Source organism: Rhizobium azibense, assembly GCF_004342325.1.
Taxonomy (GTDB): Bacteria; Pseudomonadota; Alphaproteobacteria; order Rhizobiales; family Rhizobiaceae; genus Rhizobium; species Rhizobium etli_B.
This window is the reverse complement of the sequence record NZ_SMBJ01000004.1, coordinates 89,017-113,913: the sequence shown is the minus strand read 5'-3', so window position 1 is coordinate 113,913 and position 24,897 is coordinate 89,017. Positions and strand designations below refer to the sequence as shown.

Below are 24,897 nucleotides of genomic sequence, written 5' to 3'. Positions count from 1 at the left end.
ACGGCCTCAGTACTCGAAGTTGACCAGCTTGTAGAGAATGACATTCCCGACCGCCATGAGGGCCAGCAGTACACACACCACGATGGTTCCGTGGCCGCTGTCCCAGAGGGGATCGAAGTAGGTCGGCGACAATGCCTTGATCATCCCGTAGAGCAGAAACGGGTAGAGCGACATGAAGATCGCCGTGATGCGCCCTTCCGAGGAGATTGCCTTGACCTTTGCCTTCAGCATCGTCCGGTCGCGCAGTGTCTTGGAAAGGTTCTGCAGGATTTCGACGAGATTGCCGCCGGTTCCGGCCTGTACGCTCAGCGATATTGCGAGAAGGTTCAGATCCTCGACGCCCACTCGGTCGGCCAGGTTTACGAGGGCGTTGTCAAGGGCCACTCCATAGGTGAGTTCGTCCGAGAGAAGGCCGAACTCGCTGCCGATCGGATCAGGCATCTCGCGCGCCACCAGAGCAATCGCCGCAGGAAGCGGGTGGCCGGCCGCCAGGCTGCGGTTGGCGACATCGAGCGCTTCGGGAAGTTTCAGTGCGAACTTTCGCATGCGACTCGCCCGGGTGCGCCAGACGACGAGCACAGGGATGAGAAGGCAGATCAGCAGAAAGACCGGTACCCTGACGAGATTGCTCGGCACCAGAAACTGAACGACCAGCCATATCAAAAGTGCGCCGGCGATCGCGAAAAGGCCAAATCGCCTGGCATCGAACTTGATGCCGGACTGGACGTAGAACTGCCGCATTCGCTGCAATGAGGGGATTTGCCGCCAGCTACCGTCGGCACCGCGCTCCTTGAGCATATGCCGGTAGGTCTTTCGGTGATCATCGCTGACGTCGAGCAGGCTCAGGCGGTGGTTCAGAGCGCGGTGACGTTCCGATGTCCTGAAGTAGCCGCGCACGATGGCTTCGACGCCAACAAGGGCTGCGATGAATACGGCCGCGTAAAGCAGGATCAGGGTCATTGTTCAACAGGCCCCGTTTGCAGCGGCTTACCGGGATCGAAGATCGCCGCAGGAATCTCGATCCCGAGTTCGGCAAATTCCTCGATAAAGCGTGGCCGGATGCCCGTGGCGCGAAATTCCCCGCGGATCCGCCCGTCGTCATCGGTTCCGGTCTTTTTGAATTTCATGATCTCCTGCATCTGCACGACTTCGCCTTCCATGCCGGTGATTTCCGAAATCGAGACGATCTTGCGGCTCCCGTCGCTCAAGCGCTGAACCTGAACGATGATCGTGATGGCGGACGAGATCTGCGAGCGAATGCTCAGCTGCGACATTGGCATCCCCGCCATGCCGACCATCTGTTCAAGCCGGCCGACGGCGTCGCGGGGCGTGTTGGCATGAATGGTCGTCATCGAACCCTCGTGACCGGTGTTCATCGCCTGCAGCATGTCGAATGCCTCGTCGCCGCGCACTTCGCCGACGATGATGCGGTCGGGACGCATACGCAGCGCGTTTTTCAGAAGCTCGCGCTGGCGAATTTCGTTGCGCCCATCGAGCGTCGGCGGCCGAGTTTCCAGCCGGCCGACATGCGGCTGCTGCAACTGGAGTTCGGCCGCGTCTTCGATGGTGATCAAACGCTCCTTCGGGGAAATTTGCGACGACAGCGCATTCAGCAAGGTCGTCTTGCCCGAACCCGTGCCTCCCGAAATGACCATGGACACCTTGCCTTTGACCGCGGCGCTGAGAAGGACGCGCATGGCGTTAGCCATGGCGCCATATTCCACGAGGCGCTCCATCGTCAGCGGCTTGCGGGTAAATTTTCTGATGGAAACGAGTGGACCGTCGACCGAGATCGGCCTGATGGCGACGTTCACACGCGAGCCATCCTTGAGGCGGGCATCGACCATCGGCGTCGATTCGTCGACGCGGCGGCCGACCGCCGAGACGATCTTGTTGATCACCCGCAACAGATGGTCCTCGTCCTTGAAACGCACGGCGGTGCTTTCGAGCTTGCCGCCCCGCTCCACATAGACGCTGTCGTGACCATTGATGAGAATGTCGGCAATCGTGTCGTCGGTCAGTAGCGGCTCGATCGGTCCCAGCCCGAGCATCTCATCCGTGATATCGCGGATCAGATCGTTGATTTCCTTGGCATTGAGCGGAAAGTTGTTGCGTCGGATATATTCCTTGACCAGCGGCCTGATCTCAGTTGCGATCTCCTCGTTGTCGAGCGTATCGAGAATGCCCAGGTTGATACGATCGAGCAGATAGCGATGCAGATTGACACGCTCCGACACCATGTCGGGCCCGAGCGAGGCTTCTTCGACATGCACCGGCGCTTCGCTGGCCGCCTGTTGCCGGGCCGGGACAAGGGGAACCGCGCCGGCCAGAGACAGTTCGATCGCCTCCGGATGCTCCCGGCTTTCCGGTTCCCTCGGCTTATAGAAACGCCCGATGATTCCGTTCGTCATGCTTTCGCCCTCGACTATTTTACAATGACCGTGGAACCGACCTTCACCCGTTCATAAAGATCGATGACATCGGCGTTGCTCATGCGGAAGCAGCCAGACGACGCGAATCCGCCGACGGTCGACTGCTCGTTCGTTCCATGAATTCGGTAAAGCGTGTCGGTGTTTCCCTTGTAGAGATAGATCCCGCGAGCACCCAGGGGATTGAACGGCCCTGGAGGTACAAGATCGGGAAGTTGTGGCGAGCGCGCCTTCATCTCGGCTGGTGGCCGCCAGTCGGGCCACTCTGATTTGCGCCCGACCTTCACGACGCCGCTCCAGCGAAATCCGTCGCGCCCGACGCCGATCTTATAGCGGATCGCTCGATTTCCGGAGATGACGAGGTCGAGCGTCTGGTTACCGCTGACAATGACGATGGTCCCTGCCGCGTAACTCTGTTTGATGGTCACCATGGCGCCTGTCCTCGGTCCGAGGGTTCGCGGCACGAGCCCGCCTGCCGCGGCATCCGCGACGGCTATCGCGAAAACCGCAAGGCCAAGAATGGCGGCGCAGGCACTTGTGCGCCGGCGGTCGATCGCCTTCATCGCACCAGTGCTCCGAGCTTGCCGACCGCGCTGCAGAAGCGCGCTCGTGAATTCACTTCCACCGGCAGCACCCCTCGGTTGACCGCCTCGCTCAACGTGTCCCAATCATCCGCGATGACGTGAGTGGGGATCTGCTTGAATATCTTATCCGTCTGCTGCCGGCGCACCCCGAGGCCGAAAAGCTTGGTGCGGTATTTGTTGATGACGATGAATATCTGATCTGAATTGCCACGCAGCCGCACCAGATTGGCGAACAGGTCCTTGGCTTGCGAAAGCGCAGGTATCGTCATTTCGGTCACGATGCAGACGCTATTGACCGAACTGAGGACATCGTACTTCCACGGCGTATCGTAGTAGGGAATGTCGATGACGGTGTGATCGCTTTCGAAGGCGGCGACGTCCAGCATCCGCAGCACCAGTTCGGAGCCCCTCGGCGACAGAAGGACGGACGGCTGCTTGAAGGACAGCAGCGAAAAGCCGCCCGAATGACGCTTGCGGACCAGATCGATGAATTCCAGATCGACCCGGGAAGGATTGGCGATGACCGGCTTCAGGTCGTAATCGTTGACAAGGTTAAGATAATAGCCGAGTGACCCCGAAGAAAAGTCCATGTCGAACAGATTGACCCGTGGTGAGGAATTCTTGGTCGGCTGGGCAAGCACATGGGCCAGCGACGAAGCGATCACGCTGGCGCCTGCACCGCCGACGGCAGAAACCACGGCATGGACCCGGCTGTCGCTTGCCCCGGTGCCGGGAGCATGAGTCGAGATCATGTCGATCAGTGCGCGGCGCTCGAGGGGCTTCTTCAACCAGTCATTGCCGTTCAGGCGAAAGAGCAGCCGCAGCATGTCGTCCGGAAGATCTTCGGAAACGACAACGAGCGGAATGTCCCGATGGCTGGTTCGGAACGCAAACAATTCCGGACGATGCAGTGATTCGCCGTTGTCGACGTCGAGAACGATCAGGTCGAACTGGGTCGAATCGAACCGGCCTTTTTCGCCAATCGCCTTTAATGCCACATGGCGTACATCGTAACGCGACAGCGCACCGAACACGTCGAGCATGAGGCTTGCGGCCGCAGCATCGTCGGAAAGGACCAATATCCTGGTGGATGCGGCAATGTTGATGTGAGCTGTCATTTCGCTTTCCTACGCAAGATTTAAGGAGTCAGCAGGTTGAACAAGTCTTGAGGTCTTCCGTGGTGATCGTCACCGGATGGGCTGGAAGGGCGATGTCGTTGATTCCGAGCAGTGCCCCGAGGATCGGCAGATCGAAGGTGACGTCGCGCACCTCGAGCCGCATCGTGAGCACCGGTCCGTCCGGCCGGCCCCAGTAGCCCAGTCCCGAGCGCTGATAGGTCACCATCAGATTCTTAGGTTCTATCCGCCAGTTGAGGTCGCAAATGCCTGGGTGGGGATCAGCCGGCGCGCTGCAGAGCCCGTCGCTCCCTAAGACGATCCGGTTCAATGCCGCCGTGCAGTTCGCAAGAGCCGGTCCGCAGGTTGAGGCAACCGCGGCATCGTTCGGCGCGGCTTTGCCGTTGTCGAGTGGATCGGCCGCTTCGACCGGGAAAACGGCGTCGAAATCCGTCGTCAGCGGATCTGATACTGCAGCCAGGCGGGCGCCAAATTGCAATGCCTTGACCGTCTGGTTCCACTGCGCCATGGCATAGCCAAACTCGACGAAGGCTGCAAACACCAGCATAACGATCGGAAAGGTGAGCAGCCCTTCGGTGAGGCTGACGCCACGGGTATCCTGCCAGAAGCCGGCGAACGTCCGGGAGGTCACCATCCGATATACCTCTCTTCGTGGAAGGAGCTGATGGTGATGGCATCGAGTCCGAGCCAGCCAAACAGAGGCGAAGTCTGATAGAGGTGGGCGGTAGAAATGGTAATGTTCCCGTCGGCATCGGGCGGTGCAATGGTGATGTCGGCAGGGTCCTTCCAGCCTTGCACGCGCGGTTTGGCGTCCGCTGCAGGAGTTTGCGTTCCATAAAAGGCGATCGTCTTCGCCGTCGCCTGATTGCAAGTCGGTTCATAGGTTCCCGACGCCGGCCGACAGCGCGACAGATAACGCCCGGCATCGCGCAGGCCCGCGTCGATCTGCATCCGCTCCCAGAAAATGTTGCCGAACTCGAGAATTCCGGCTGCAAACAGCGTCACAAAGGGCACTGCCACCAGTGCTTCGGCCAGGACCGCTCCTTCCTGCCTAGACCAGAACCCGAGACCAAAGCCTTGCCGCACGAGATTGCGCATCGCCATCATCATCGGACCAGCTCCGCTTCTTCGCGCAAAAACTCGTCGAGCGTACCGCGTCCGCCCTTGCCGGTTATGTCGATCATTTCCAGGGAAAGGTACCGCTCACTGGCGTCTTTGATCGCGGGCTTTGTCAGGAACATCCGCGCAAAGGCGACCGCCCGCGTGGCCTTATGGCCGTTCAGGTGGCCAACGGACTGCTCGTAGCCGCAATTTACGATGGCAGAGAAGATCTCGCGACGATCGCCATATTCGGCCGCCGTATAGTCCGCCAGGTCAGGCCCGCCGTAGCACTGGCCGCCGGTCGCAGGCGTCCCCGTCTCGCCGTTTGCCGAGGCATGGCTGATCAGTGCGGGGTTGGCCAGTTCGTAGCGGTAGACGTCGTAGGCGGAAGGTTGGGATGGTGTACCGGCTGCCTGCTGCGGGTAACTGGAGGAGGTGCTTAGGATCGTACTGACTGAGGGAGCGGCCGTTCCCTGCGCAACGTTCCAGTATGTCGTATACTGCCAGTTGTTGCCGCTGCTGATCTTGCCGCCGGACAGGGAGGTCATGGCCGCTCCGTAACCTAGCGGCAAAGCCTTGGCGGGATCGCCGACAATGTCTCCGACCTTCACAGGATCGTAGGCTTTGCAGGCGTCCTTGCCCTTTTCGGATGCCGTTTGAGCGGAACGCACGTTCTGCGCCGGCCGGTAACGCGGATCGGTCTTACTGCCGATTGAACCGTAAAACCCGAAGCGCGTATTCACGCCGTCTTCGATCGGCCCCGCCTTTGCACCGGTCTCGGTATCCAGGCTGTCTCGCGTATAGCAGGTACCGGGATTGCCGGTGGCAAGAGCCTCCGCCAGCACGGCCGCCCCGTTGCCCAAGGGGGTTCGCAAGAACCCGAAGTTTCCGGGACCGGGGTTGGACGCCGAAGTGCTGTGAAGCTCGATCTGCACGCCATAGAGGTTCCCGGCCGCAAAGTTGGTGTGCAAGGCCTCAGCCGCATCTTCGCTTGCAGTCTCGCTCGTGTTCCCAACGGGCTCGAAGGGATTGCAGATAAACATCGGCGTCACATCGCAGGCGCTCACCCGGTAGACCGCCACGGCATCCGCCGAGACGTTCACTGTGTCACGCGTGAAGCCGACTGGTATCGGGAAGATCGTCTGCATCGCCTGTTCTTTGGCGACCACCCAAGCGTAGGAGGCTTCGTTGGAATTCTCCGCCTCCATCGTATCAAGGTCGATGTCGTCGTCATCCTGAGCCGGTATGCTCTTGAGATATTTGACAATAACGGTGCTGCCGGCATCGTTTCCGGGATCATAGCTCACCGTTATGTACGAGCCGAGCGACATGCCGTTTCCGCCACCGGAAAAAGCTGCACTGTTGGCAATTTTCTCAATTGCCGCATCCGCCCGGTCGATCGCATCGTCGCGGCCATCGAGTTCTCGGGCTCCGGCGAGCGCCATGGCATCGACGGCGCTCTGCAGGTCGGTATGCAGATTGCTGCTGCGGCCCACATCGATGACCAGCAGCGAAAAGCCCAGAAGCAGCGGCATGGCGATGAGCGTCAAGGCGATGACGTAGCCATGATGATCATTCCAGAACCGTCGGATAACCCTGCTAAGCATTGGCATACCCCCATCGCGGCGCGATCGCCGTGACGTCCCTGTCGTGTGTGTTTTTTCCCCCGGCGCTGCCGCCGTTCATGCCGTTCGATAGTTAGTTGCCGACGGCCGCCCCATTGGCCGTGGCCATGGCCGGCGCCGGCTGCATGTTAACAGACCCCCCGGTCTGGTACTCGTTGACCACTCTGCGGATCACCTTGCCGTCGCTGGCGATACGGGTTCGCTGCGCTTGCGGCGGGAAGGGGTCCTGCGTATGGATGGCCTTGTTGGCTTCCACGGCGTTCCCGAGCCCGAAGGTGATCGAGTCGCGATGGTTCATGTAGTCGGCGCAGCCGGAAACGAGGCTGACGACGATAAGGACGAGAAGCACGCGCCTATCTTTTTGCAACAGCAAGTTGGCCTCCCTGATCCAGATCGAGACGATGGCCATAGGGGCCCTTCACACCTTCGCCGTTGCGAAAGCGCCGCAACATGTCTTTGTCCACTTCCAGTATTCCAAGCGCAAACAGCTCCGCGTCGTTCGACGAACGTGTCTGGTCGAGCGGACTGTAGAGGTCCTCGCCTGGCGAGGCCGGCCGCACGATATGCGGTGTGACGACGATGACGAGATCGGATTCCTTTTTCTGGAAACTCGTCGAGCGGAACAGCGCGCCGAGAATTGGGATCTGCCCAAGGCCCGGTAATTGTTGGATGTCCTTGGCATTGATCGACTGCAAGAGCCCCGCCATTGCAAAGCTCTGCCCGTCGCGGAGCGCCACCGTGGTGCTGGCAGCGCGCGAGATGAAGCCTGGATTGCCGTTGACGTTGATCGATGTATCGAGCTCGGAGACTTCCGGCTCGATCTGCAGGTTGATGAGACCGTCATCGAGAACAACCGGCTTGAAAGTCAGCCGCACGCCGAACGGGCGATAGTCGGTCTCGGTGGCGACGGTCGCGCCGTTGGTCGTCGTCGTCAGGATCGGCACTTCGCCGCCTGCATGGAAGCTGGCGGTCGAGCCGCTCATGGCGATCAGGTTCGGCTGCGCCAGTCGGCGCACCACACCTTTCTGCTCGAGCGCGTTGATCACCACGTCAATTTGGCCACCCGAGATTTCCAGCACCTTGGCGATTAGTTGGCCGAAGGGCTGCATGCCTGTGGCCGCGCCCTTGGGGTCGAGCAGGGTGCGGACGAGGTTGCCGTCGTCCACTCCGATGCCCTGACTGGTCGTTGCCTTGCCGATGCCGTTATTTCCCTGCCCGGACCAACCAATCCCCAGGTCGCGGCCGGTCTGGCGCGAGGCTTCGATGACACGCACCTCCAGCATCACCTGCTGGCTGTCGCTGACTCTCAGCTGGTTCAGCACCGGTCGCTCGGAATAGGACTGGGCAATTTCAATCACCCGCTGCAGTTCCACGGCATCACGCACGGTGCCGGTTACGCGGATGCGATCGTTGGAGTTGAAAACACGGACCCGGGCCGAGGGCGCGGCGGAGCGGATTGCAAGCGCCGCCTCGCTGAAATCGCTGGCGACGCGGACGTCGATGACGCCGAGGAGTTTCTTGCTGTCATCATAGACCGAGATATTGGTGGCGCCGATCTGCTTGGCGCGGATGAATAGCGACCGGTCTGACAGCGGCACCACGTCGATCATATCGGCGCTGCCGATGACGAGATCGCCGAACGTCTGGCCGGTATTGAGGGTCAGCGTCTCGTTTGGAGGCAGCGTGATCTGCTGCACCGACCCGCCCAGCGTCACGAACTTTTCCTGTGCCTCGGCGCGGCCGGCAAAGTCCGGCCCCCAGCACACACAGGCCGAAAACACTGCGACTAGCGCCGCAAGGCTTCTGGATCCTGCTATTCCCTTCTTGCCACACCTTGACATGCCTGCCTTCACCCCCCATTCGGCCGCAGCGCGCACGTTGCGGGCCTCCGCATGTATGTCACTGGATCAGGCCGACTCTGTGCTCCTCGCGCTTCGTCGTGTTCCAGACGCCCACAGTTGCCCACTTTGGCTCAATCGGCAATACCGGTTCGACCTTGGTTTCGACAATCTGAACTTGTTTTTCGCGCTCTGGCGTCTTCGTCAGATCCTTGCCGAGTTCGGTCGCAGTCGGCCCACCGCCGAGATCGGCGATGGTGATCTGCCGGGTTTCTTCGACGGAGGACGAGGCGATGTTGCGAAGTGCCAGAGACAGCGTTCCGATTGTGGCGCCGAGCGTGAGACGTTGCGCCTCGTCGGTCGTCACCTCGAAGGTGACGGTTTTGACGACGGAAGGCTCGTCCTTGCGCTCGTCTGCGGTCTGGTCCACGGCGAGCACCTTTACCCCCTGCAGCAGCACGTCGACAAAGGTCTGGTCGTTGCCGGCCTGGCCGCGAACCAATCGCGTCAGGAGAACGTCGACGCGGTCGGACGGCCGCACAAAGCCGGCGACGCCGAGCACATCGTTGACGCGGATGGAAACGGCCTTCATGCCCTGGTCGAGCGCCGCCGACAGCGTGGCGCGCTCGCCTGCACCGGTGATCTTCGAGGAAAGCACCGGCTCGCCCGGATCGATGGCCCCCATGGCATAGCGCGGCTGGGCATCGTCGCCGACGACCGCCTCGATGCTCGCGAAAGAGCCTGTGGGTGTTTCGTTTGAGGGCCACGGAATGGCCTTGAGATTTTCGGCACGCACTCGATCGCCGAAGCGCATCGGCTTGGCGGCGACAATTAATGACTTTTCCTGCGTTTTGGTGCGGCCCATTGCCAGGAGCCTGGCCTGCTGATCGGCGAGATACTCGCGCATCCCGAAAACCGCTGCTCCTGCGAGCACGAAAGCAATAACGAGACTGAAAATCGTTGAAGAACGCATCGCCGCTACTCGCTACACTGGACGGAATACATCCATCTGCGGTTACTAATTTAGTAGAGAGGCGTTAACAAAACACCTCTCTTCAGCTCCAAAAAGCTGCTCAGGAAGCAGCTGAGGTGTATCAAGCTTCAGCCGCCCGCAGCCGGGGCCGGTGCATCGAGGTCTTGACCTTGGAACCAAGTCGCCCACGATCCCCATGCCGTGTTGAGCTCCTCACCGATCAGGACAACCGATGCAACAACTCCGCCGACCAGCAAACCAAGCAAAATAAGATATTCAGTCAGTGCGACGCCGTCTTCTTCCCGCGCGAAAGCGCGTACGCGATTTACAAGTGCTTTCATCGAGAATTACCTCCAAAATACTTGGCACGCCGTCATTCCCCCGGCACTGCCTCTTGCCGTCGAGACCACCCCTCCGACTAGATCTATTAATAATCTGTTAATTCTAATTTAGTCAATTAGAGATATGTAAACAAAATGACATGTATTGTTTATGGTTAAGACGGGTCCCGGCATATTTCCTCGTAAAGACCGTTCCATCGCCGCCTACAGCGGATTCAAAACTGGATCTTAGTAGGCTATCCTTACCAATAGGGTTAGGTAGCATGATACCAATAGTCAGCTTTACTACATGGCTTGCAGTATTGCTTTTTCTTTACGCCGGGTGGACCGATTTCCAAACGTGGAAGATCCCCAATACGCTGGTCCTTGCGCTCATTGCCCTTTATGCGTTGCGCGCTGTGGCCGTGATGGTGAGCTCCGAGGATATCGGCGCGACGCTGTTTGCCTTAACTGGAATCGGCGGCGACGTCGGTGCCGGCCTGCTGATGTTTGTGCTCGGTGTCGTGCTCTGGGCTTTCGGGATGTTCGGCGCCGGAGACGCCAAGCTCTTCCTGCCGATCGGCCTTTTCATCGGCTGGCACGGCATGCTGCCGTTTTCGATCTTCCTCCTCGTCTTCGGCGTCGCGACCTTGCTGATGCTGCGGCTGCCCATCCCGCTACCCTTCAAGCATCTCGCCTTTTTCATGCGAATCGAGGAAATCCGGGCGAGCCGAAAGGTACCCTATGGTGTCGTCATGGTATTTGCGACGCTCCTCACCCTTGCCTCTGCTTAGCCGGAAGTTTCGCCTCATTCCCCATACACCGGACGGCCCCGAAAGCTCTCGCGATGACAAAAGCCATCGATGTGCGATGCTTGCCATACATGCCGCTGCAGATCGAATGCGCCGAGCTTTGGCTTAAGCGAAATGCGGAGACCGCCGTCGACGTGGTCAACTGTGGATACACGCCGGGGTTGCGTCATCAAGGAGCCGCAGAGCGTTCATTATGACAGCGGTGGCCGAAGTGTTCGTCGTTGGCCTGCATCATGCGACGGCCAGCTCGACGGGCAATTGCACGAGCTTGTCATTCGGGAGCGGACGCTGCAGCGCACGTGCCTCTTCCCATGGAGCCGTCAACCAGATTTCGATTTCATCCTCGTTCGACAGGACGACCGGCATGGCCTTTTCGTGGATCGGCGCCATAATGGCGTTCGGCTCGGTCGTCAGGAAGCCGTAGAGATCGGCCGTGACCAAGCCTTCCTTGATCTTGCGAACGCTTTGCCATTGCGGCACCCAGAATCCAGCGAAGAACATCAGCGGGCAATCCGGATTGGCCGCAAACCACGCATTTGGAGTTCTGCCGCCTTCGAGTTTGCTGGCCGGGTCCGGTTCGGCGAAAGCCGTAAAGGGAACGACGCAACGAAACTCAACGCCCTGCCAGCGCTTCCAATGCCTGCTTTCGACGTTGCGGACATTGGTTGTTCCGCCGTCGGGCTCCATTTTCAGGAGTTCCTGGAAATCGACGTCCCTGCCTTTCTTGCGCAGAGAGTCCGCTCGCTTGGTGGCCTCCTGAAACAGCGCCTGTGACGAGCTCGGAAGACCCCATCGCACATTTGCCAGCTCACGGCCGGCTGGTGTGTTGCGGACGATCGGCGCCATTCTGTCGGGCCACATTTCGACGATCGGCTCCAAATTGCCGGTGCTGTCGATCATTGCTCTGGTGATCGAGCGGATTGCCTCCTGGTTGCTCAGCATCCGGTAGAGATTGCACACATTGCCCTCCAACGGCTCCCAGTAGCCGCGTTTCGAAACTTCGTCAGTGTCGATGAACTGGCCGTTCCAGCCTCTTCGAGATTCAGGCAGCTTCGCGGGTCGGGAGGCAAAAGACAAGGTAGGTGTCGCCGACGAAAAATGCGCGATATTGTTGGCACCTGCGATCGATTTGCAGAGATGACGACAGGACCTCGCCGCGCTCTTTGATCGTCGGGAACTTCCATTCTGTTTCCCGGTCGGTTGATCACCAGAGGATCACGTGAAAGGGCAGCTCGTAGTTGAGGCGCCAGCGGGCTAGTGGATTGTCTCGTCTTGATGCCACCGGGTCTCCTAAAGCGTGGCGTCTTCCCAAACGGGAACTTTGACTGTCTTGACCTTGACCAGCCGTCGGACGACGAGCTTGCCGAAATCCTGGCTATTGGGATGATGCACGTGCAGGTGCATGTAATCGCGGCGATTGCAGCGCTCACAGCGGAACTTGCTCACCAACCGGTCGAGACTCATATTGTTGCGCAACTGCAGGATATCGCGCGGCGTGTAACAACGCGTGGCGTTGCAGTACTGGCAGGTAATCACCAGGAGCTGACCGGCATCTGCCGCGTCCAGTAGTGTCCAACGGGAGAGCTTCCGCATGTAGTTCATTTCGGGCATGCTCTAATCCCGGTCGAAACTCGGGCGCCAGCCGCGGACCAAGCCGCGGCTCAAGGCTCTTTCCGCCAATGCCAGCTGCAGCCTCAGGTGATGATTATCGGCCAGCAATGTTGCTATCGTCGCCTTGGCATCGTCGTCATGAAATGCGAGGGCAGCTTCGACCTCATAGTCGATGTCTTCCTTCTTGGCGGGCAGCATCAGAGAACCCAGCCGTCTGCCTGGGTCATCTGAAAAACCTTCTCAATAGCAGGCTCGGCATCGTTTTCGCAGGGGAACCACACCGGTTTGCTGGTGATATCTTCGCCTTCGAATATCGTCCTGAATACCCCGCAAGCCCGCGCGTTGTCCGGGTCGAGAGCGATCTCAAAATAGCCTACAGGACTACCTGTAGCCACGTCGTAGGCGCAGGCAGTCATGAGGCGGATGCGATGGAAGCCCAGCCGAGGTGGCAGTTGAGAAATCAAGTTCGAATGAGCTTCACGTTGTGTCATTGGCACAGCCGGCGTCCAGTATGTGCCATGATCATCGTCGTCAGTGTCAATAACAGCCGCGTTGGCAAGAGGCCGCAGCTCATCGTTCGGATGTAGAAGCATATCCGTTCTCCGGTTTCCAATTATCGTGATGGCGGCCGACGCCGTTTGTTCTTATTATGTTCTCATCAGTGGCAGAGTCAAGGCACCTCCAAGACGTTCGACCGTGTCGGAGAGATAAATCATGAGCACGAAACCTATGATAATCATTATCGCGGCAAAAACGGCGATCAAAAGCGCGCGTCCGCTCTGTTTCCGCCGCCGCCGATCGATTTGCTCGATCTGGTCTCGCCGCTCGGTTCCTTTCTTGTCTGCCATGGCAAGTTCCCCGGGGGCGCTCAGTTAACAGCCTCCCTCGAACGACCACTCAGGGACCAGAGTTCCCCCATCGGTCGCAGCTCAAGGAATAGTGAGAATCAGCTCGCCACGGCGACGGCGATCCCCGACGGCGAGGCAATCGTGGTCGATGATCGTGGCCGATCCGACCTCGGGCTGCTGCAGCAATCGCTCGGCGGCCGGGGCGGCGAGCAGATCTCCGGCGAAGCGCTCTTGATGGCGTTCGACTTGCTCTATTTCGACGGGCATGATCTGCGGCAACTGGATCTTTCTTCGCGCCGCCATCTGCTCGAAGGCATGGTCACCGATCGAGAAGGCGTCATTCGGCTGTCGGAGGAGTTCGAGGCGGACGGAGACCGGCTGCTGGAGCTTGCCTGCAAGCATGGACTGTGCTGCTGGCAGGCATGCCCCACTGGATTGCGACCAGACTTTTCGGAGGTCCCGCATATCAACGAAGGTGCGTGTTTTGATGAATGGTTAGTCTGGATAAGGACAAAATAAGATGAATGGTGCCGCTTACGTGACTCGAACACGTGACCCCATCATTACGAATGATGTGCTCTACCGACTGAGCTAAAGCGGCAACTTGGCAGCCGAACCGTGCGGCCCCCGTTTTGCATGGCGCTGATACAGGCATTGTTTGAAGATTTCAAGCGCCCTGTCGTGCCTTTGACAAAAAAGACGCTCCTCTTTTGAAGGTGGCGCGGGTCAGAGCGCGAGGCGTGCGCGTGCTGCCCGGTATTCGCTTTCCAGCCTGTCAACGAGCTTGGCGACCGGCTGGACAGCCTTGATGGCGCTGATCCCCTGACCGCTGCCCCAGACATCCTTCCAGGCCTTGGCGCCGCCGACGGCCTGCTCGAAATCCATCTTCGATGGGTCCGCCACCGGCAAGTTGTCCGGATCGAGGCCGACGGCCTGGATCGACGGCTTCAGGTAGTTGCCATGCACACCGGTGAAATAGTTGGAATAAACGATGTCGTTTGCAGCGCCCGCGACGATTGCCTGCTTGTAGGCGTCGGTAGCACGCGCTTCCTCGGTCGCGATGAACGGCGTTCCGATATAGGCCATGTCGGCACCCATCGCCTGTGCCGCGAGGATTGCGCCGCCGGTGGCGATGGCGCCTGCCAAAAGCAGTGGCCCATCAAACCATTCACGGATTTCCTGCACCAGAGCGAAGGGCGACAGCGTGCCGGCATGCCCGCCAGCGCCTGCCGCAACCGCGATCAGTCCGTCTGCACCCTTCCTGATCGCCGAATTTGCGTGGCGGTTGTTGATGACGTCGTGGAGCACGATGCCGCCATAGGAGTGCACGGCCGCATTCACTTCGGGCACGGCACCGAGCGAAGAGATCACGATCGGCACCTTGTACTTGACGCAGAGGCGCAGGTCGTGTTCGAGCCGCTTGTTCGACATGTGGACGATCTGGTTTACGGCAAAGGGTGCTGCCGGCCTGCCTGGATTGGCGGCGTTATAGGCTGCGATGTCTTCAGTGACCATTGCCAGCCACTCGCCGAGCTGACTTTCCGGCCGGGCATTCAGTGCCGGAAAGGCGCCGATCACGCCCGCCTTGCATTGCGCCAATGTCAGGGCAGGGTGGGAGATGATAAAGAGCGGTGAAGCAAGGACCGGCAATCTCAGATTTTCCGTGAGGATTTTGGGAAGGGACATCGCGTTCACTATCAGATTGACGTTTACGAAAACGTCAATCTGATAGCAGACCTGGCAAGCAAGGAAAAGAGGCTGCTTGCGCCCCGATCGTCGATTCCGGAGAGATCGGCTTTCCAGACGAGTGCGGCAAGGGCGGGGCAGGGGACATATTTATTGCCTGCGATGCCAAATGCTGCCAGCCGCAAGACTTGCGGTTTTCAGCCATTGACGCTACCGAGTTTCGTTAGGCATTTGTAAAGTTTTCGGTGGTGCCGGATGCCAGCATGAAGGATCGGATGTGAGCGGATTAGAAACGGCAATCAGAACGGCGCTTAACAACTCCGATCGCGATAATCCGGAAGTCCGTGCAAGGATCTATCAATCGGCCCGCCAGGCATTGGAGGCCGGTCTTCGCAAGCAGGATATCACTGACCGGGAAGCGATTGCGCATCATCGTCATCGGCTCGAAACGACCATTCACATGATCGAGGCCGAAGAACGCGAGCGCCTTCATCCGCGCCAGGGGCCACCAGAAGTGCCCGTCCCGCCCGTCGCCGAAATCCCGCCGCCCGTCAGGCACGACGACGACCGCTTTGAAGACGACGCGCCTCAGGTCGGCGGTGAAACTCGAGGGTATTCGGCAAGGCCTGCCCACGACGAGTCGAGCCTTGATGACGTCCATGCCGCCACGTCCGGTCACCTCGGCACTGCACCTCAGACCGTCGAAGGCCTTGCCGCCGCAAGCCGCCCCTCCGCCCGTATGGATTTCCGGCCGGAGGGGGCTGCAAAACGCCGCAAGCCGCGAAAGCTCTTCTCGCGGCTGCTTGTTTGGTGCGTGCTGATCGCCTTTGTCGGCATGGGGGCCTGGTGGGCTTATAAGTCCGGCCTCTTCCTGACGGCGGCCGAACGTGACACCAGCGTGGCCAATCCGCCTGCCCGTACCGAGCCGGAAGACTTCGACGGTGCGGACGAAGGTGCTGCGAACACGGCGCCGCATGTCGATCAACCGATAACGATCGACCCGCAGAACCGCTTTTCTGCGGAATGGATCGAGATATTCGAGCCTTCGGACGCTGCCAAGATCGAAAGCGGCCCGCGGGCACGGACTGAAAGCATCGCCGAAAACGATGGCCCAGCTGTTCGCTTGATCTCTGAAAGCAACGGCGCCGATGGCAATATCGGCATCAGCGTCCCGAAAGACGTACTTCGAGAGCTCGCCGGGAAATCCTCGACGATCGCGATCACCTTGCAATCGACGAGCGACGAGCCGACGCAGGTTATGGTCGAATGCAATTTCCAGTCGCTTGGAAATTGCGCCCGCCATCGGTTCAGCGTCACCCGCGAAAAGTCCGACGCTCTGCTCCAGGTTACCTTTGACAGGTCGATCGCGCCAAGTGGCGATGGCAGGCTGATGATCAACAGCGACGTCGACGGCAAGGCGCGAGGCATCAACCTCTACGCCGTTCGCATCCTTCCGGGGCAGTGATTTCTATTTCAAAAAGCCGGGCCCGGTGCCGATGATCTTGTCGTCGAGATCGCCGATCGCCTTGTCGTCCTTATTGTCGTAATCGATTTTCTTCAGCATGTGACGGACGAGATTGAGCCGCGCGCGACGCTTGTCGTTTGCGCGGATCACCGTCCACGGTGCAAATTCCGTATGAGTCTCCTTGAGCATCCGCTCGCGCTTGTCGCTGTAGTCGTCCCATTTGGCGAGCGCCGCGATATCCATCGAGGACAGCTTCCAAACCTTCAGCGGATCATGCCTGCGGTCGTGGAAGCGCTTGAGTTGCATCTCGCGGCCGATATCCAGATAGAACTTGAAGAAGTGAATGCCTTCGTGGGCAATGATATTTTCCAGCTGCGGCGCCTGCTTGAGAAAATCCTCATACTGCTTGGGCGTGCAAAACCCCATGACCGGCTCGACACCTGCGCGGTTGTACCAGGAGCGGTCAAAGAGGACGAACTCGCCGGCCGTCGGAAACTGCGCGATATAGCGCTGGAAATACCACTGGCCGAGTTCGCGGTCATTGGGCTTGGCGAGTGCGACGACGCGGGCAAGGCGCGGGTTCATGTGTGCGGACGAGGCCGAGATGGCGCCGCCCTTGCCGGCTGCATCGCGGCCTTCAAAAAGTGCCATCACCCGCTTGCCGGTTGCCTGCAGCCAGAACTGCACTTTGACCAGTTCGATCTGCAGCTTTTCCAGCTCTTCGAGATACTCCTCCTCTTTCAGCTTTTTCTTGTAAGGGAAATCCCCCGATTCCAGCGCCCCTTCATCGATCCAGTCTGGAAGTGCCGGATCATCGACATCGAAGACGCGCTTCTTGCCCCTGATGTCCAGTTCAACCGCGCGGCTTTCGACAGCTTCGGCCATGTTTCCTCCTCCGCCTGTGCTTTCTTTGCAGGCGATCATATTTTTGGTTTAAAATCAAATCCGTCGCGGTAGCCAAAGTTCCTGTGTGTTCGGTTGCCGATTTTGGCGGCAGACGACAGCGGCGGAAAAATTCTGTCATGAATCATCGCTATCAGGCAGAGTTTGAACATAAGAACGACTCGACGGGGCGAGGAACACTTGGAAGACGAAACGCCATGGACAACGGGGCTCGTGGCCCGCATCCGGCAGCAGCGAACGGTCCTTCTCGCGGCGATCGTCATCGGTCTCGTTGCGCTAGCGGCCGGCATGAACAAGTGGGCGGTGCTGGCGCTTCTTGTCTTCATGATCGCCATTGTGCTCTTAAACAGCATGCCGGCCGTGCAGGCAAAGCTTGCGAAAGAGCCGGAAGCCGAACCGGAAGCGCCCGCAAGTCTGCTGCCCGCCGTCTCCGCAACGCTGGCTGGCCTCGATATACCCGTGATGCTGCTGTCAGGCGATGCCTCCGTTCTCTACCAGAACCGGGCCGCGGAAAAGGCCTTTGGAGAAGTGGCGATCGGGGCGCATATTTCTGCACGCCTGCGCTCGCCGGGCATTCTGGACATGCTGGGAGAGACGATCGCCACCAATACTCCCAACCAAATCGAGCATTCCGAGCGCCTGCCGTCGGAGCGCGTCTACATTGTTCGCAGCGCGCCAATCGATCTCGGCGGTACCGGGAATGGCGAGCACTTCTTCCTGCTTTCGTTCCGCGATATCTCCGAGGTGCGGCGTATCGATCGCATGCGGTCGGATTTTGTCGCCAATGCCAGCCATGAGCTGCGGACACCGCTTGCATCGCTCCGCGGCTTCATCGAGACCATCCAGGGTCCGGCAAAGAATGATCCGAAGGCGCAGGAGCGCTTCCTCGGCATCATGTTCGACCAGACGACCCGCATGAGCCGTCTTGTCGACGATCTTCTCTCGCTTTCCCGTCTTGAGCTCAAGTCGCACATCGCACCGGACGAAAAGGTCGATCTCGTGCCGCTGCTCGGCCATGTCAGGGACGCGCTTGTGCCGCTTGCCACGGAGGTTGGTGTCGAGATCAATCTGCACCTGCCGGAAGGCAAGGCGGAGGTTCTCGGAGACCGTGACGAACTGGTCCAGGTATTTGAGAATCTGATTGAGAATGCATGCAAGTACGGCCAGGAGGGCAAGGTCGTCGATGTTCGCGTCAAAAATACATCCGGCGAGGCGGTTGAAGTCAGCATCGCGGATAAGGGCCCGGGCATTCCCGCAGAGCACGTGCCGCGCCTCACGGAGCGCTTTTATCGGGTCAATATCGAGGATAGCCGCTCAAAGAAAGGCACCGGTCTCGGTCTGGCGATCGTCAAGCATATCCTGACGCGCCACCGCGCACGGCTGATCGTCAGCTCCGAAATCGGCAAGGGAACAGACTTCACCGTGCGTTTCTGACAACGTCAAGCCTGAGTATTGGTCGTGACTTGAAGTCGGAGTGGCAATTGCCAGACGAAAAAAACGGGCCCGCTGGGACCCGTTTCCGTTTGATACTTATCCGGCTCAGCTTGCGCGGGCTGCGGTCCGGCGGCGTTCGTTGACCGGCTGGTAGGCCATGCGCTGGTGATAGCTGCAATATGGGGAAGAGTCCGGGCTGTCGCAGCCGCAGAAGTGGAAGTCGTCCTTCAGCGGGTCGCCAACCGGCCACTTGCAGGTACGCTCCGTGAGTTCCGTCAGGCCGAGACGGCGGGAGATCGGCACGACGACGTTTGCGGCCGGACGATAGTCCATCTCCTCCATGAGATCGATTTCGACCTCTTCCTTGAGCATCGTCGCGCCCTGCTGGCGCGTGACGGTGCGGGTCGCGATCCGCGATGCATAATTGGGTGCGCGGACAGCCGAAGTGTTGCGCTTCGGCGCGCGTGCCGTAGTGGTCGCGCCGCCAGCCTTGGCGCGGCCTGGAAGGCTAAGCCTGTGGACCTTGCCAATGACTGCGTTCCTGCTCACTCCCCCGAGTTGCGCCGCGATCTGGCTCGCGCTCAACCCTTCGGACCAAAGCTTCTTGAGTTTTTCGACTCGCTCGTCTGTCCAGTTCATGCCCTGTCTCCGCCGTTTAGCGCCGTTGTGAAGGCAGAATCCCTCACCGTTGCTCCGGACACGTCCGAAGCAGGAAACGCCTGACCAATTGTGGTGACTAGTTCCGCCGCATGCAGTCTAGTAATTGAGTTTTAACCTAGTGTGAGGCTGACTCCGTGACAAGAGTCGCGGGAATCCGGATGAATCGAATTTCAAGTTTTCCCCAACTTGCTTCCCGAGCGAGTCATTTCTGCAACATTAGCTGTTGATAAATAGCTTGCCTGGCGGCGGCCTGCCTGCCGTACGCGCGGAAATCCGCAGTTTTGTTGACATTGCGGCGCGAAACGTAAATAGTGACCCTCGCCGCCGAAAGGCGGCATTTTTAATTCTTCGGACCTGGTATTTAGCCGGAGTCCGGTTGCCCAAACGACAACAGGAGACCGCGTCATGGCTCAAGCCGCGCCGCTTTATGACACCTATTCTCGCGCCCCTTTGCGGTTCGAGCGAGGTGAGGGCGTGTGGCTGATCACCGAGGGTGGCGAGCGTTATCTGGATTTTGGCGCCGGCGTTGCCGTAACGTCCGTCGGCCACGGCAATCCGCATGTCGTCGAAGCGTTGAAGGCGCAGGCCGACAAAGTTTGGCACCTGTCGAACATTTATGAAATTCCAGGCCAGGAGGCGCTTGCCAAGCGGCTGACCGACGTCACATTTGCCGATAAAGTATTTTTCACCAATTCCGGGGCCGAGGCGCTGGAATGCGCGATCAAGACCGCGCGCCGCTATCAGTATTCCAAGGGCCATCCGGAACGCTTCCACATCATCACCTTCGAAGGCGCTTTCCATGGCCGTACGCTGGCGACGATCGCTGCCGGCGGCCAGGAGAAGTATCTCGAGGGCTTCGGCCCCAAGGCACCGGGTTTCGATCAGGTTCCGTTCGGCGATATAGAGGCGGTGCGCGCCGCGATCACGGATGAAACGGCAGGCATTCTCATAGAGCCTGTGCAGGGGGAGGGCGGCATTCGCCCGGCGACGCACGAATTCATGAAGGCGCTCCGCCAGATCTGCGACGAGAAGGGCCTGTTGTTGATTCTTGACGAGGTTCAGTCCGGCGTCGGCCGCACGGGCAAGCTCTTTGCCCACGAATGGTCCGGCGTGACGCCGGATATCATGGCGGTGGCGAAGGGCATCGGCGGCGGCTTCCCGCTCGGCGCCTGCCTTGCGACCGCGGATGCCGCTTCCGGAATGAAGGCTGGCACGCATGGTTCCACCTATGGCGGCAATCCGCTTGCCATGGCGGTCGGCAGCGCAGTGCTCGATGTCATCCTGGCGGAGGGTTTCCTGCAACATGTGCGCGACGTGGCGCTTGTTTTCCGCCAGGGCCTTGCCTCGCTGAAGGACCGCTATCCGGACGTAATCGAGGATGTACGCGGCGAAGGCCTGATGCTCGGCATCAAGGCAGCCGTCCCGTCTTCCGATCTGCTGCAGGCCATTCGTGCTGCTCATCTTCTGGCCATTCCGGCCGGCGAAAATGTAATCCGTCTCCTTCCGCCTCTGGTCGTCACGGCGGAGGAAGCGCGCGAGGGGCTTGCCCGCGTGGAGCGCGCTGCCGAAAGCATTCGCGCCGCAAAGACCAAGAAGACGGCTTGAACGCATAGACGCCTCTCAAGGGGCATACAGGTAAGAACGACATGGCTTCCCCCAAACACTTTCTCGATCTCTCTGCGGTATCTGCATCCGATCTCAGATCCATCATGGATGATGCGATCGTACGCAAACAGGCCTTCAAGGCCGGTAAGGGCGATAAGCCGCTCGCAGGCAAGATGCTGGCAATGATTTTCGAGAAGCCCTCGACGCGCACGCGCGTCTCCTTCGACGTCGGCATGCGCCAGCTTGGCGGCGAGACGCTTTTTCTCTCCGGCACGGAGATGCAGCTCGGCCGCGCAGAGGCGATCGGCGATACCGCAAAGGTGCTCTCGCGTTACGTTGACGCGATCATGATCCGCACCACGGAGCATCACCGCATGCTGGAACTTGCCGAACGCGCGACGGTGCCGGTCATCAACGCGCTGACGGACGACACGCATCCCTGCCAGATCATGGCCGATATCATGACCTTCGAGGAGCATCGCGGTCCCGTCAAAGGCAAGACGTTTGCCTGGACCGGCGATGGCAACAACGTGCTGCATTCGCTGGTCGAAGGTGCTGCCCGTTTCGGCTATCGCATGAACATGGCCGTGCCTCTTGGTTCCGAGCCGAAGGATCACTATCTGAACTGGGCCCGCAACGAGGGCGCCCAAATCATGCTTGGCCATGATGCCGACCGTGCGGTCGAGGGTGCCGATTGCGTGGTAACCGATACCTGGGTCTCCATGAATCAGGAACATCGGGCCCGCGGTCACAACGTTTTCCAGCCCTATCAAGTCAACGCGGCTTTGATGGCAAAGGCCGGCAAGGACGCATTGTTCATGCATTGCCTGCCCGCCCATCGTGGCGAGGAAGTGACGGATGAAGTGATCGACGGCCGGCAATCCGTGGTTTTTGACGAGGCGGAAAACCGTCTTCACGCTCAAAAATCGATTCTTGCATGGTGCCTGGGAGTGATCTGAACCATACTGGGCGCCACCTTTGGCCTGATGGCCTCGTGGCCGCGCGAGTGGAGAGACTTCTGGTCTGCCGCTCGGACTACTAGGAGTAAGACCATGGCAGAAACCGCAAGTGCTCTCGGCGAATTCGATTTCGCCGGTGATGATCACGTTGTCCCGTTCCAGGTAGAGGGCCTCGATGTGCGCGGCCGCGCTGTCCAGCTCGGTCCCATGCTGGATGCAATCCTCGAGCGTCATCACTATCCGGCACCCGTTGCCCGGCTGCTGGCCGAAGTTATCGTGCTGACGGTGCTTCTTGGAACGTCGCTCAAGTTCGAAGGCAAGTTCACGGTGCAGACCAAGGGCGATGGCCCTGTCGACCTCCTCGTCGCGGATTTCGCGACGCCGGAGAACGTGCGTGCCTATGCGCGCTTCGATCAGGCCCTGCTCGACAAGGCAGTCGCCGCCGACCAAACCGAGCCGGAACAGCTTCTTGGCAAGGGCGTGCTGGCTTTCACCATCGACCAGGGCAAGTTCAGCCAGCCCTACCAGGGCATCGTCGCACTCGACGGCACCTCGCTCGAGGATATTGCCGGCACATATTTCCGTCAGTCGGAGCAAATCCCGACGCGCGTGCGCCTGGCTGCCGCCGAATTGTTTGACCGCGACGAGGCGGGGAAGGCGCGCCACCGCTGGCGCGCCGGCGGACTCGTTGCGCAGTTTTTGCCGGAAGCGCCGGAGCGCATGCGCCAGCCTGACCTCCACGGCGGCGACGGTGATAACGCTGCGCTGGCACACAAGGAAGACGACGCCTGGACCGAAGCGCGAACGTTGGTCGACACCATCGATGCGGACGAACTGACGGATCCGCAGGTCGGCATCGAACGCCTGCTCTTCCGTCTCTTCCACGAGCGTGGCGTGCGTGTTTTCAGTACCCGGGCAGTATTCGACCGCTGCAGCTGCTCGCGTGAGAAGATCAAAAATGTGCTGAAGGGCTTTTCGGACGACGAGATCGACGCCAGCCAGGAGAATGGCGAGATTGCCGTTACCTGCGAATTCTGTTCCACGACCTACCGGTTTGAGGTCGTGGAAGTCGCATCGGCTGCTGAATGATCAATTCAGCACCCTGAGCAGCCCGGGAGAGTCCAGCGAGAAGGCGGGTATTTCGACATCGAAAAGCTCGCCGTCCTCCGTTTCCATCTGGTAGTGCCCGAACATGAGGCCAGAAGGCGTATCGAGCGGACATCCGGAGGAGTATTCGTAGGTGTCGCCAGGTTCCAGCCGGGGCTGCTCGCCGACGACGCCAGGACCGGTCACCTCGTCCACCAGGCCGTTCTGATCGGTGATGTTCCAGTAGCGATTGATGAGCCGCACCGTCAGGTCCGAATTATTGCTGATCACGATCCGATAGCCCCAGACATAGCGATCATCATCCGGATCGGATTGCTCCTCCAGATAAAATGGCTCGACGACAACTTCGATATCTCGTGTGAGGGCGCGGTACATGCCTTACACCATAGCCAGGATATGTTACCCGTATCTTATACAGCGCTCGATCCGTCAAGAAACGGCACACGCATCATCCTTCAAACCGCGATGATTGCACGTCGTTTCGAGCATTAATCCTAATTTTCGAAGTTAATTCCCGTATTAATGCGGAACTCCTGCGACATTTCTTAGGTGGAGCATGTGGCCGGACCGGCAAGGTCCGGCCGTCGCTATTGCAGTCAGGACTTAACGTTTGAAAGAGCCTGAGCGAAATCATCGATCAGGTCCTCGACATCTTCGATGCCGAGCGAAAGGCGAACGGTGCCGGGGGAAATGCCGAGTTCGGCGCGGGCGTCATCGCTCAGGTTCTTGTGCGTCGTGGTGGCCGGATGCGTGATCAGGCTCTTTGAATCGCCGAGATTGTTCGAGATTTTGATGATATCGAGCGCATTCTGCAGCGCGAAGGCTGCTTCCTTCCCGCCCTTCAGCTCGAAGGCGACGAGCGTCGATCCGCCGGACATCTGCCTGGCGATGATATCGGCTTGCGGATGATCCTTGCGGCCCGGATAGATCACCTTGGCCACCTGCTTCTGTTCGGCAAGGAAGTCCGCGATCCTGGCGGCACTAGCCGTTTGCTGCTTGACGCGAAGCGGTAGGGTTTCGATGCCTTTCAGAAGCGTCCAGGCATTGAACGGCGACATGGCCGGACCGGTATGGCGGAAATAGTCGTGCAGGTTTTCGTCGATCCATTCCTTGTCTGAAAGGACGACGCCGCCGAGGCAGCGGCCCTGGCCGTCGATATGCTTGGTCGCGGAATAGACGACGATATGGGCGCCAAGTTCCAGGGGCTTCTGGAAGAGCGGCGTTGCGAAGACGTTGTCGACGACTACCTTGGCGCCGATCTGGTCGGCGAGCCTGGCGACGCCTGCGATGTCGACTACTTCCAGCGTCGGATTCGTCGGGCTTTCAAGGAAGAAGACCTTTGTGGCCGGGCGGATTGCTTTCTCCCAGTTTTCGAGATAGCGGCCGTCGATGAGCGTACATTCGATGCCGTATTTGGGTGCAAGCGTTTCGACCACCCACCGGCAGGAGCCGAAGAGCGCGCGGGCGGCAACGATATGGTCGCCAGCCTTCAACTGGCAGAGAATCGCCGCGGTGACGGCAGCCATGCCGGAAGCGGTGGCGCGGGCGTCTTCGGCGCCTTCAAGAGCGCACATGCGCTTTTCGAACATATCGTTGGTAGGGCTTCCGTATCGGGCATAGATAAAGCCGTCTGTCTCACCCTTGAAGCGCGCTTCCGCAGCTTCAGAAGTCTCATAGACGAAACCTTGCGTCAGGAAGATCGCTTCCGAAGTCTCGCCATATTGCGAGCGCAACGTCCCTTCGTGAACGAGTTGGGTTGCCGGGCGCCAAGTCTTGCTCATGCCATCACCACCTTCAAACA

Annotated in this window: 26 protein-coding genes, 1 tRNA gene and 1 pseudogene; 7 read left to right on the top strand and 21 right to left on the bottom strand. The window is 59.6% G+C overall.

The window, feature by feature from the left end:
- Positions 1-6: 6 nt before the first annotated feature.
- From EV130_RS10940 to EV130_RS10890, 11 genes are all read right to left on the bottom strand, one after another.
- Positions 7-960: a type II secretion system F family protein gene (locus tag EV130_RS10940; protein WP_074060068.1), complete on the bottom strand. Its 954-nt coding sequence runs from the start codon at positions 958-960 to the stop codon at positions 7-9.
- Entirely contained in the window at positions 957-2,411 is a 1,455-nt protein-coding gene (locus EV130_RS10935) for a TadA family conjugal transfer-associated ATPase (protein WP_074060069.1), read from the bottom strand. Before EV130_RS10935 ends, EV130_RS10940 begins: the two co-directional genes overlap by 4 nt.
- A gap of 14 nt (positions 2,412-2,425) precedes the next feature.
- Positions 2,426-2,992 carry a L,D-transpeptidase gene (locus tag EV130_RS10930; RefSeq protein ID WP_074060070.1) on the bottom strand — a complete coding sequence of 189 codons (567 nt, stop codon included), beginning with the start codon at positions 2,990-2,992 and terminating at the stop codon, positions 2,426-2,428.
- A complete protein-coding gene (locus tag EV130_RS10925; RefSeq protein ID WP_074060071.1) occupies positions 2,989-4,131 on the bottom strand; it encodes a response regulator/pilus assembly protein in 1,143 nt (380 codons plus the stop codon). The genes EV130_RS10930 and EV130_RS10925 overlap by 4 nt, the downstream gene beginning before the upstream one ends.
- Before the next feature lie 28 nt (positions 4,132-4,159).
- The gene (locus tag EV130_RS10920; protein ID WP_074060072.1) at positions 4,160-4,783 is read right to left on the bottom strand and encodes a TadE/TadG family type IV pilus assembly protein; all 624 of its coding nucleotides are present in this window, start codon (positions 4,781-4,783) and stop codon (positions 4,160-4,162) included.
- Positions 4,777-5,256, bottom strand: a complete 480-nt coding sequence (locus EV130_RS10915) for a TadE/TadG family type IV pilus assembly protein (RefSeq protein ID WP_074063034.1) — start codon at positions 5,254-5,256, stop codon at positions 4,777-4,779. Before EV130_RS10915 ends, EV130_RS10920 begins: the two co-directional genes overlap by 7 nt.
- Positions 5,256-6,857, bottom strand: coding sequence for a TadE/TadG family type IV pilus assembly protein (locus EV130_RS10910; protein ID WP_074060073.1), 1,602 nt, complete (start codon positions 6,855-6,857; stop codon positions 5,256-5,258). The genes EV130_RS10915 and EV130_RS10910 overlap by 1 nt, the downstream gene beginning before the upstream one ends.
- Positions 6,858-6,948: 91 nt before the next feature.
- Entirely contained in the window at positions 6,949-7,245 is a 297-nt protein-coding gene (locus EV130_RS10905; RefSeq protein WP_074063036.1) for a hypothetical protein, read from the bottom strand.
- Positions 7,229-8,716 (bottom strand): type II and III secretion system protein family protein, encoded by a 1,488-nt coding sequence (locus tag EV130_RS10900; protein ID WP_074063035.1) that lies wholly within the window; start codon positions 8,714-8,716, stop codon positions 7,229-7,231. Before EV130_RS10900 ends, EV130_RS10905 begins: the two co-directional genes overlap by 17 nt.
- 58 nt (positions 8,717-8,774) lie before the next feature.
- On the bottom strand, positions 8,775-9,686 hold the full coding sequence (gene cpaB / locus EV130_RS10895) for a Flp pilus assembly protein CpaB (protein ID WP_074060074.1): 912 nt from the start codon (positions 9,684-9,686) through the stop codon (positions 8,775-8,777).
- Between the two features lie 128 nt (positions 9,687-9,814).
- Positions 9,815-10,027 (bottom strand): hypothetical protein, encoded by a 213-nt coding sequence (locus EV130_RS10890; protein WP_074060075.1) that lies wholly within the window; start codon positions 10,025-10,027, stop codon positions 9,815-9,817.
- Between the two features lie 263 nt (positions 10,028-10,290).
- On the opposite strand from EV130_RS10890, the gene EV130_RS10885 reads away from it, so the two are divergent.
- Positions 10,291-10,800 carry a prepilin peptidase gene (locus EV130_RS10885; protein ID WP_074060076.1) on the top strand — a complete coding sequence of 170 codons (510 nt, stop codon included), beginning with the start codon at positions 10,291-10,293 and terminating at the stop codon, positions 10,798-10,800.
- Between the two features lie 249 nt (positions 10,801-11,049).
- Here the strand turns inward: EV130_RS10885 and EV130_RS10880 are convergent, their stop codons facing one another.
- From EV130_RS10880 to EV130_RS10865, 4 genes are all read right to left on the bottom strand, one after another.
- On the bottom strand, positions 11,050-11,778 hold the full coding sequence (locus tag EV130_RS10880) for an SOS response-associated peptidase family protein (protein ID WP_245520056.1): 729 nt from the start codon (positions 11,776-11,778) through the stop codon (positions 11,050-11,052).
- A 330-nt stretch (positions 11,779-12,108) separates the two neighbouring features.
- Complete coding sequence (locus tag EV130_RS10875) at positions 12,109-12,429, bottom strand: hypothetical protein (protein WP_132660272.1); 321 nt, start codon at positions 12,427-12,429, stop codon at positions 12,109-12,111.
- 3 nt (positions 12,430-12,432) lie between these two features.
- Positions 12,433-12,627 carry a hypothetical protein gene (locus EV130_RS10870; protein ID WP_074060078.1) on the bottom strand — a complete coding sequence of 65 codons (195 nt, stop codon included), beginning with the start codon at positions 12,625-12,627 and terminating at the stop codon, positions 12,433-12,435.
- The gene (locus EV130_RS10865; RefSeq protein WP_132660270.1) at positions 12,627-13,022 is read right to left on the bottom strand and encodes a hypothetical protein; all 396 of its coding nucleotides are present in this window, start codon (positions 13,020-13,022) and stop codon (positions 12,627-12,629) included. The genes EV130_RS10870 and EV130_RS10865 overlap by 1 nt, the downstream gene beginning before the upstream one ends.
- Positions 13,023-13,379: 357 nt before the next feature.
- Between EV130_RS10865 and EV130_RS33305 the strand changes: the two are divergent.
- Positions 13,380-13,685 (top strand): annotated as a pseudogene (locus EV130_RS33305) (ATP-dependent DNA ligase); the annotation flags it as partial.
- A gap of 117 nt (positions 13,686-13,802) precedes the next feature.
- Here the strand turns inward: EV130_RS33305 and EV130_RS10855 are convergent.
- Both EV130_RS10855 and EV130_RS10850 read right to left on the bottom strand, forming a co-directional pair.
- Positions 13,803-13,878, bottom strand: a tRNA-Thr gene (locus EV130_RS10855).
- 125 nt (positions 13,879-14,003) lie between these two features.
- Positions 14,004-14,963 (bottom strand): NAD(P)H-dependent flavin oxidoreductase, encoded by a 960-nt coding sequence (locus tag EV130_RS10850; protein ID WP_132660268.1) that lies wholly within the window; start codon positions 14,961-14,963, stop codon positions 14,004-14,006.
- A gap of 277 nt (positions 14,964-15,240) precedes the next feature.
- Here EV130_RS10850 and EV130_RS10845 point away from each other — a divergent pair, with 277 nt between their 5' ends.
- Entirely contained in the window at positions 15,241-16,428 is a 1,188-nt protein-coding gene (locus EV130_RS10845; protein ID WP_132660266.1) for a regulator, read from the top strand.
- 3 nt (positions 16,429-16,431) lie between these two features.
- Here the strand turns inward: EV130_RS10845 and ppk2 are convergent, their stop codons facing one another.
- A complete protein-coding gene (gene ppk2, locus EV130_RS10840) occupies positions 16,432-17,313 on the bottom strand; it encodes a polyphosphate kinase 2 (RefSeq protein ID WP_132660264.1) in 882 nt (293 codons plus the stop codon).
- A 231-nt stretch (positions 17,314-17,544) separates the two neighbouring features.
- On the opposite strand from ppk2, the gene phoR reads away from it, so the two are divergent.
- Entirely contained in the window at positions 17,545-18,765 is a 1,221-nt protein-coding gene (gene phoR / locus EV130_RS10835) for a phosphate regulon sensor histidine kinase PhoR (RefSeq protein ID WP_132660504.1), read from the top strand.
- Between the two features lie 105 nt (positions 18,766-18,870).
- Here the strand turns inward: phoR and EV130_RS10830 are convergent, their stop codons facing one another.
- Entirely contained in the window at positions 18,871-19,404 is a 534-nt protein-coding gene (locus EV130_RS10830) for a GcrA family cell cycle regulator (protein ID WP_074060083.1), read from the bottom strand.
- 426 nt (positions 19,405-19,830) lie between these two features.
- Here EV130_RS10830 and EV130_RS10825 point away from each other — a divergent pair, with 426 nt between their 5' ends.
- The 3 genes from EV130_RS10825 to EV130_RS10815 all read left to right on the top strand — a co-directional run bounded on the left by EV130_RS10825 (position 19,831) and on the right by EV130_RS10815 (position 23,078).
- Positions 19,831-21,030: an aspartate aminotransferase family protein gene (locus tag EV130_RS10825; RefSeq protein WP_132660262.1), complete on the top strand. Its 1,200-nt coding sequence runs from the start codon at positions 19,831-19,833 to the stop codon at positions 21,028-21,030.
- A gap of 41 nt (positions 21,031-21,071) precedes the next feature.
- Positions 21,072-21,989, top strand: a complete 918-nt coding sequence (gene argF / locus EV130_RS10820; protein ID WP_132660260.1) for an ornithine carbamoyltransferase — start codon at positions 21,072-21,074, stop codon at positions 21,987-21,989.
- A gap of 93 nt (positions 21,990-22,082) precedes the next feature.
- Positions 22,083-23,078, top strand: coding sequence for an Hsp33 family molecular chaperone (locus EV130_RS10815; protein ID WP_132660258.1), 996 nt, complete (start codon positions 22,083-22,085; stop codon positions 23,076-23,078).
- Here the strand turns inward: EV130_RS10815 and apaG are convergent, their stop codons facing one another.
- Both apaG and EV130_RS10805 read right to left on the bottom strand, forming a co-directional pair.
- On the bottom strand, positions 23,079-23,471 hold the full coding sequence (gene apaG / locus EV130_RS10810) for a Co2+/Mg2+ efflux protein ApaG (protein ID WP_022713591.1): 393 nt from the start codon (positions 23,469-23,471) through the stop codon (positions 23,079-23,081). It abuts the gene before it with no gap.
- Positions 23,472-23,692: 221 nt separating this feature from the next.
- Positions 23,693-24,877 carry an O-succinylhomoserine sulfhydrylase gene (locus tag EV130_RS10805; RefSeq protein ID WP_074060087.1) on the bottom strand — a complete coding sequence of 395 codons (1,185 nt, stop codon included), beginning with the start codon at positions 24,875-24,877 and terminating at the stop codon, positions 23,693-23,695.
- Positions 24,878-24,897 lie beyond the last annotated feature (20 nt).

What these genes read in the sequence shown, in the direction of transcription:
- EV130_RS10940 (WP_074060068.1), bottom strand. Translation starts at nt 960, where the DNA reads ATGACCCTGATCCTGCTTTACGCGGCCGTATTCATCGCAGCCCTTGTT.
- EV130_RS10935 (WP_074060069.1), bottom strand. Translation starts at nt 2,411, where the DNA reads ATGACGAACGGAATCATCGGGCGTTTCTATAAGCCGAGGGAACCGGAA.
- EV130_RS10930 (WP_074060070.1), bottom strand. Translation starts at nt 2,992, where the DNA reads ATGAAGGCGATCGACCGCCGGCGCACAAGTGCCTGCGCCGCCATTCTT.
- EV130_RS10925 (WP_074060071.1), bottom strand. Translation starts at nt 4,131, where the DNA reads ATGACAGCTCACATCAACATTGCCGCATCCACCAGGATATTGGTCCTT.
- EV130_RS10920 (WP_074060072.1), bottom strand. Translation starts at nt 4,783, where the DNA reads ATGGTGACCTCCCGGACGTTCGCCGGCTTCTGGCAGGATACCCGTGGC.
- EV130_RS10915 (WP_074063034.1), bottom strand. Translation starts at nt 5,256, where the DNA reads ATGATGGCGATGCGCAATCTCGTGCGGCAAGGCTTTGGTCTCGGGTTC.
- EV130_RS10910 (WP_074060073.1), bottom strand. Translation starts at nt 6,857, where the DNA reads ATGCTTAGCAGGGTTATCCGACGGTTCTGGAATGATCATCATGGCTAC.
- EV130_RS10900 (WP_074063035.1), bottom strand. Translation starts at nt 8,716, where the DNA reads ATGTCAAGGTGTGGCAAGAAGGGAATAGCAGGATCCAGAAGCCTTGCG.
- cpaB (WP_074060074.1), bottom strand. Translation starts at nt 9,686, where the DNA reads ATGCGTTCTTCAACGATTTTCAGTCTCGTTATTGCTTTCGTGCTCGCA.
- EV130_RS10890 (WP_074060075.1), bottom strand. Translation starts at nt 10,027, where the DNA reads ATGAAAGCACTTGTAAATCGCGTACGCGCTTTCGCGCGGGAAGAAGAC.
- EV130_RS10885 (WP_074060076.1), top strand. Translation starts at nt 10,291, where the DNA reads ATGATACCAATAGTCAGCTTTACTACATGGCTTGCAGTATTGCTTTTT.
- EV130_RS10875 (WP_132660272.1), bottom strand. Translation starts at nt 12,429, where the DNA reads ATGCCCGAAATGAACTACATGCGGAAGCTCTCCCGTTGGACACTACTG.
- EV130_RS10870 (WP_074060078.1), bottom strand. Translation starts at nt 12,627, where the DNA reads ATGCTGCCCGCCAAGAAGGAAGACATCGACTATGAGGTCGAAGCTGCC.
- EV130_RS10865 (WP_132660270.1), bottom strand. Translation starts at nt 13,022, where the DNA reads ATGCTTCTACATCCGAACGATGAGCTGCGGCCTCTTGCCAACGCGGCT.
- EV130_RS10850 (WP_132660268.1), bottom strand. Translation starts at nt 14,963, where the DNA reads ATGTCCCTTCCCAAAATCCTCACGGAAAATCTGAGATTGCCGGTCCTT.
- ppk2 (WP_132660264.1), bottom strand. Translation starts at nt 17,313, where the DNA reads ATGGCCGAAGCTGTCGAAAGCCGCGCGGTTGAACTGGACATCAGGGGC.
- EV130_RS10830 (WP_074060083.1), bottom strand. Translation starts at nt 19,404, where the DNA reads ATGAACTGGACAGACGAGCGAGTCGAAAAACTCAAGAAGCTTTGGTCC.
- EV130_RS10825 (WP_132660262.1), top strand. Translation starts at nt 19,831, where the DNA reads ATGGCTCAAGCCGCGCCGCTTTATGACACCTATTCTCGCGCCCCTTTG.
- argF (WP_132660260.1), top strand. Translation starts at nt 21,072, where the DNA reads ATGGCTTCCCCCAAACACTTTCTCGATCTCTCTGCGGTATCTGCATCC.
- EV130_RS10815 (WP_132660258.1), top strand. Translation starts at nt 22,083, where the DNA reads ATGGCAGAAACCGCAAGTGCTCTCGGCGAATTCGATTTCGCCGGTGAT.
- apaG (WP_022713591.1), bottom strand. Translation starts at nt 23,471, where the DNA reads ATGTACCGCGCCCTCACACGAGATATCGAAGTTGTCGTCGAGCCATTT.
- EV130_RS10805 (WP_074060087.1), bottom strand. Translation starts at nt 24,877, where the DNA reads ATGAGCAAGACTTGGCGCCCGGCAACCCAACTCGTTCACGAAGGGACG.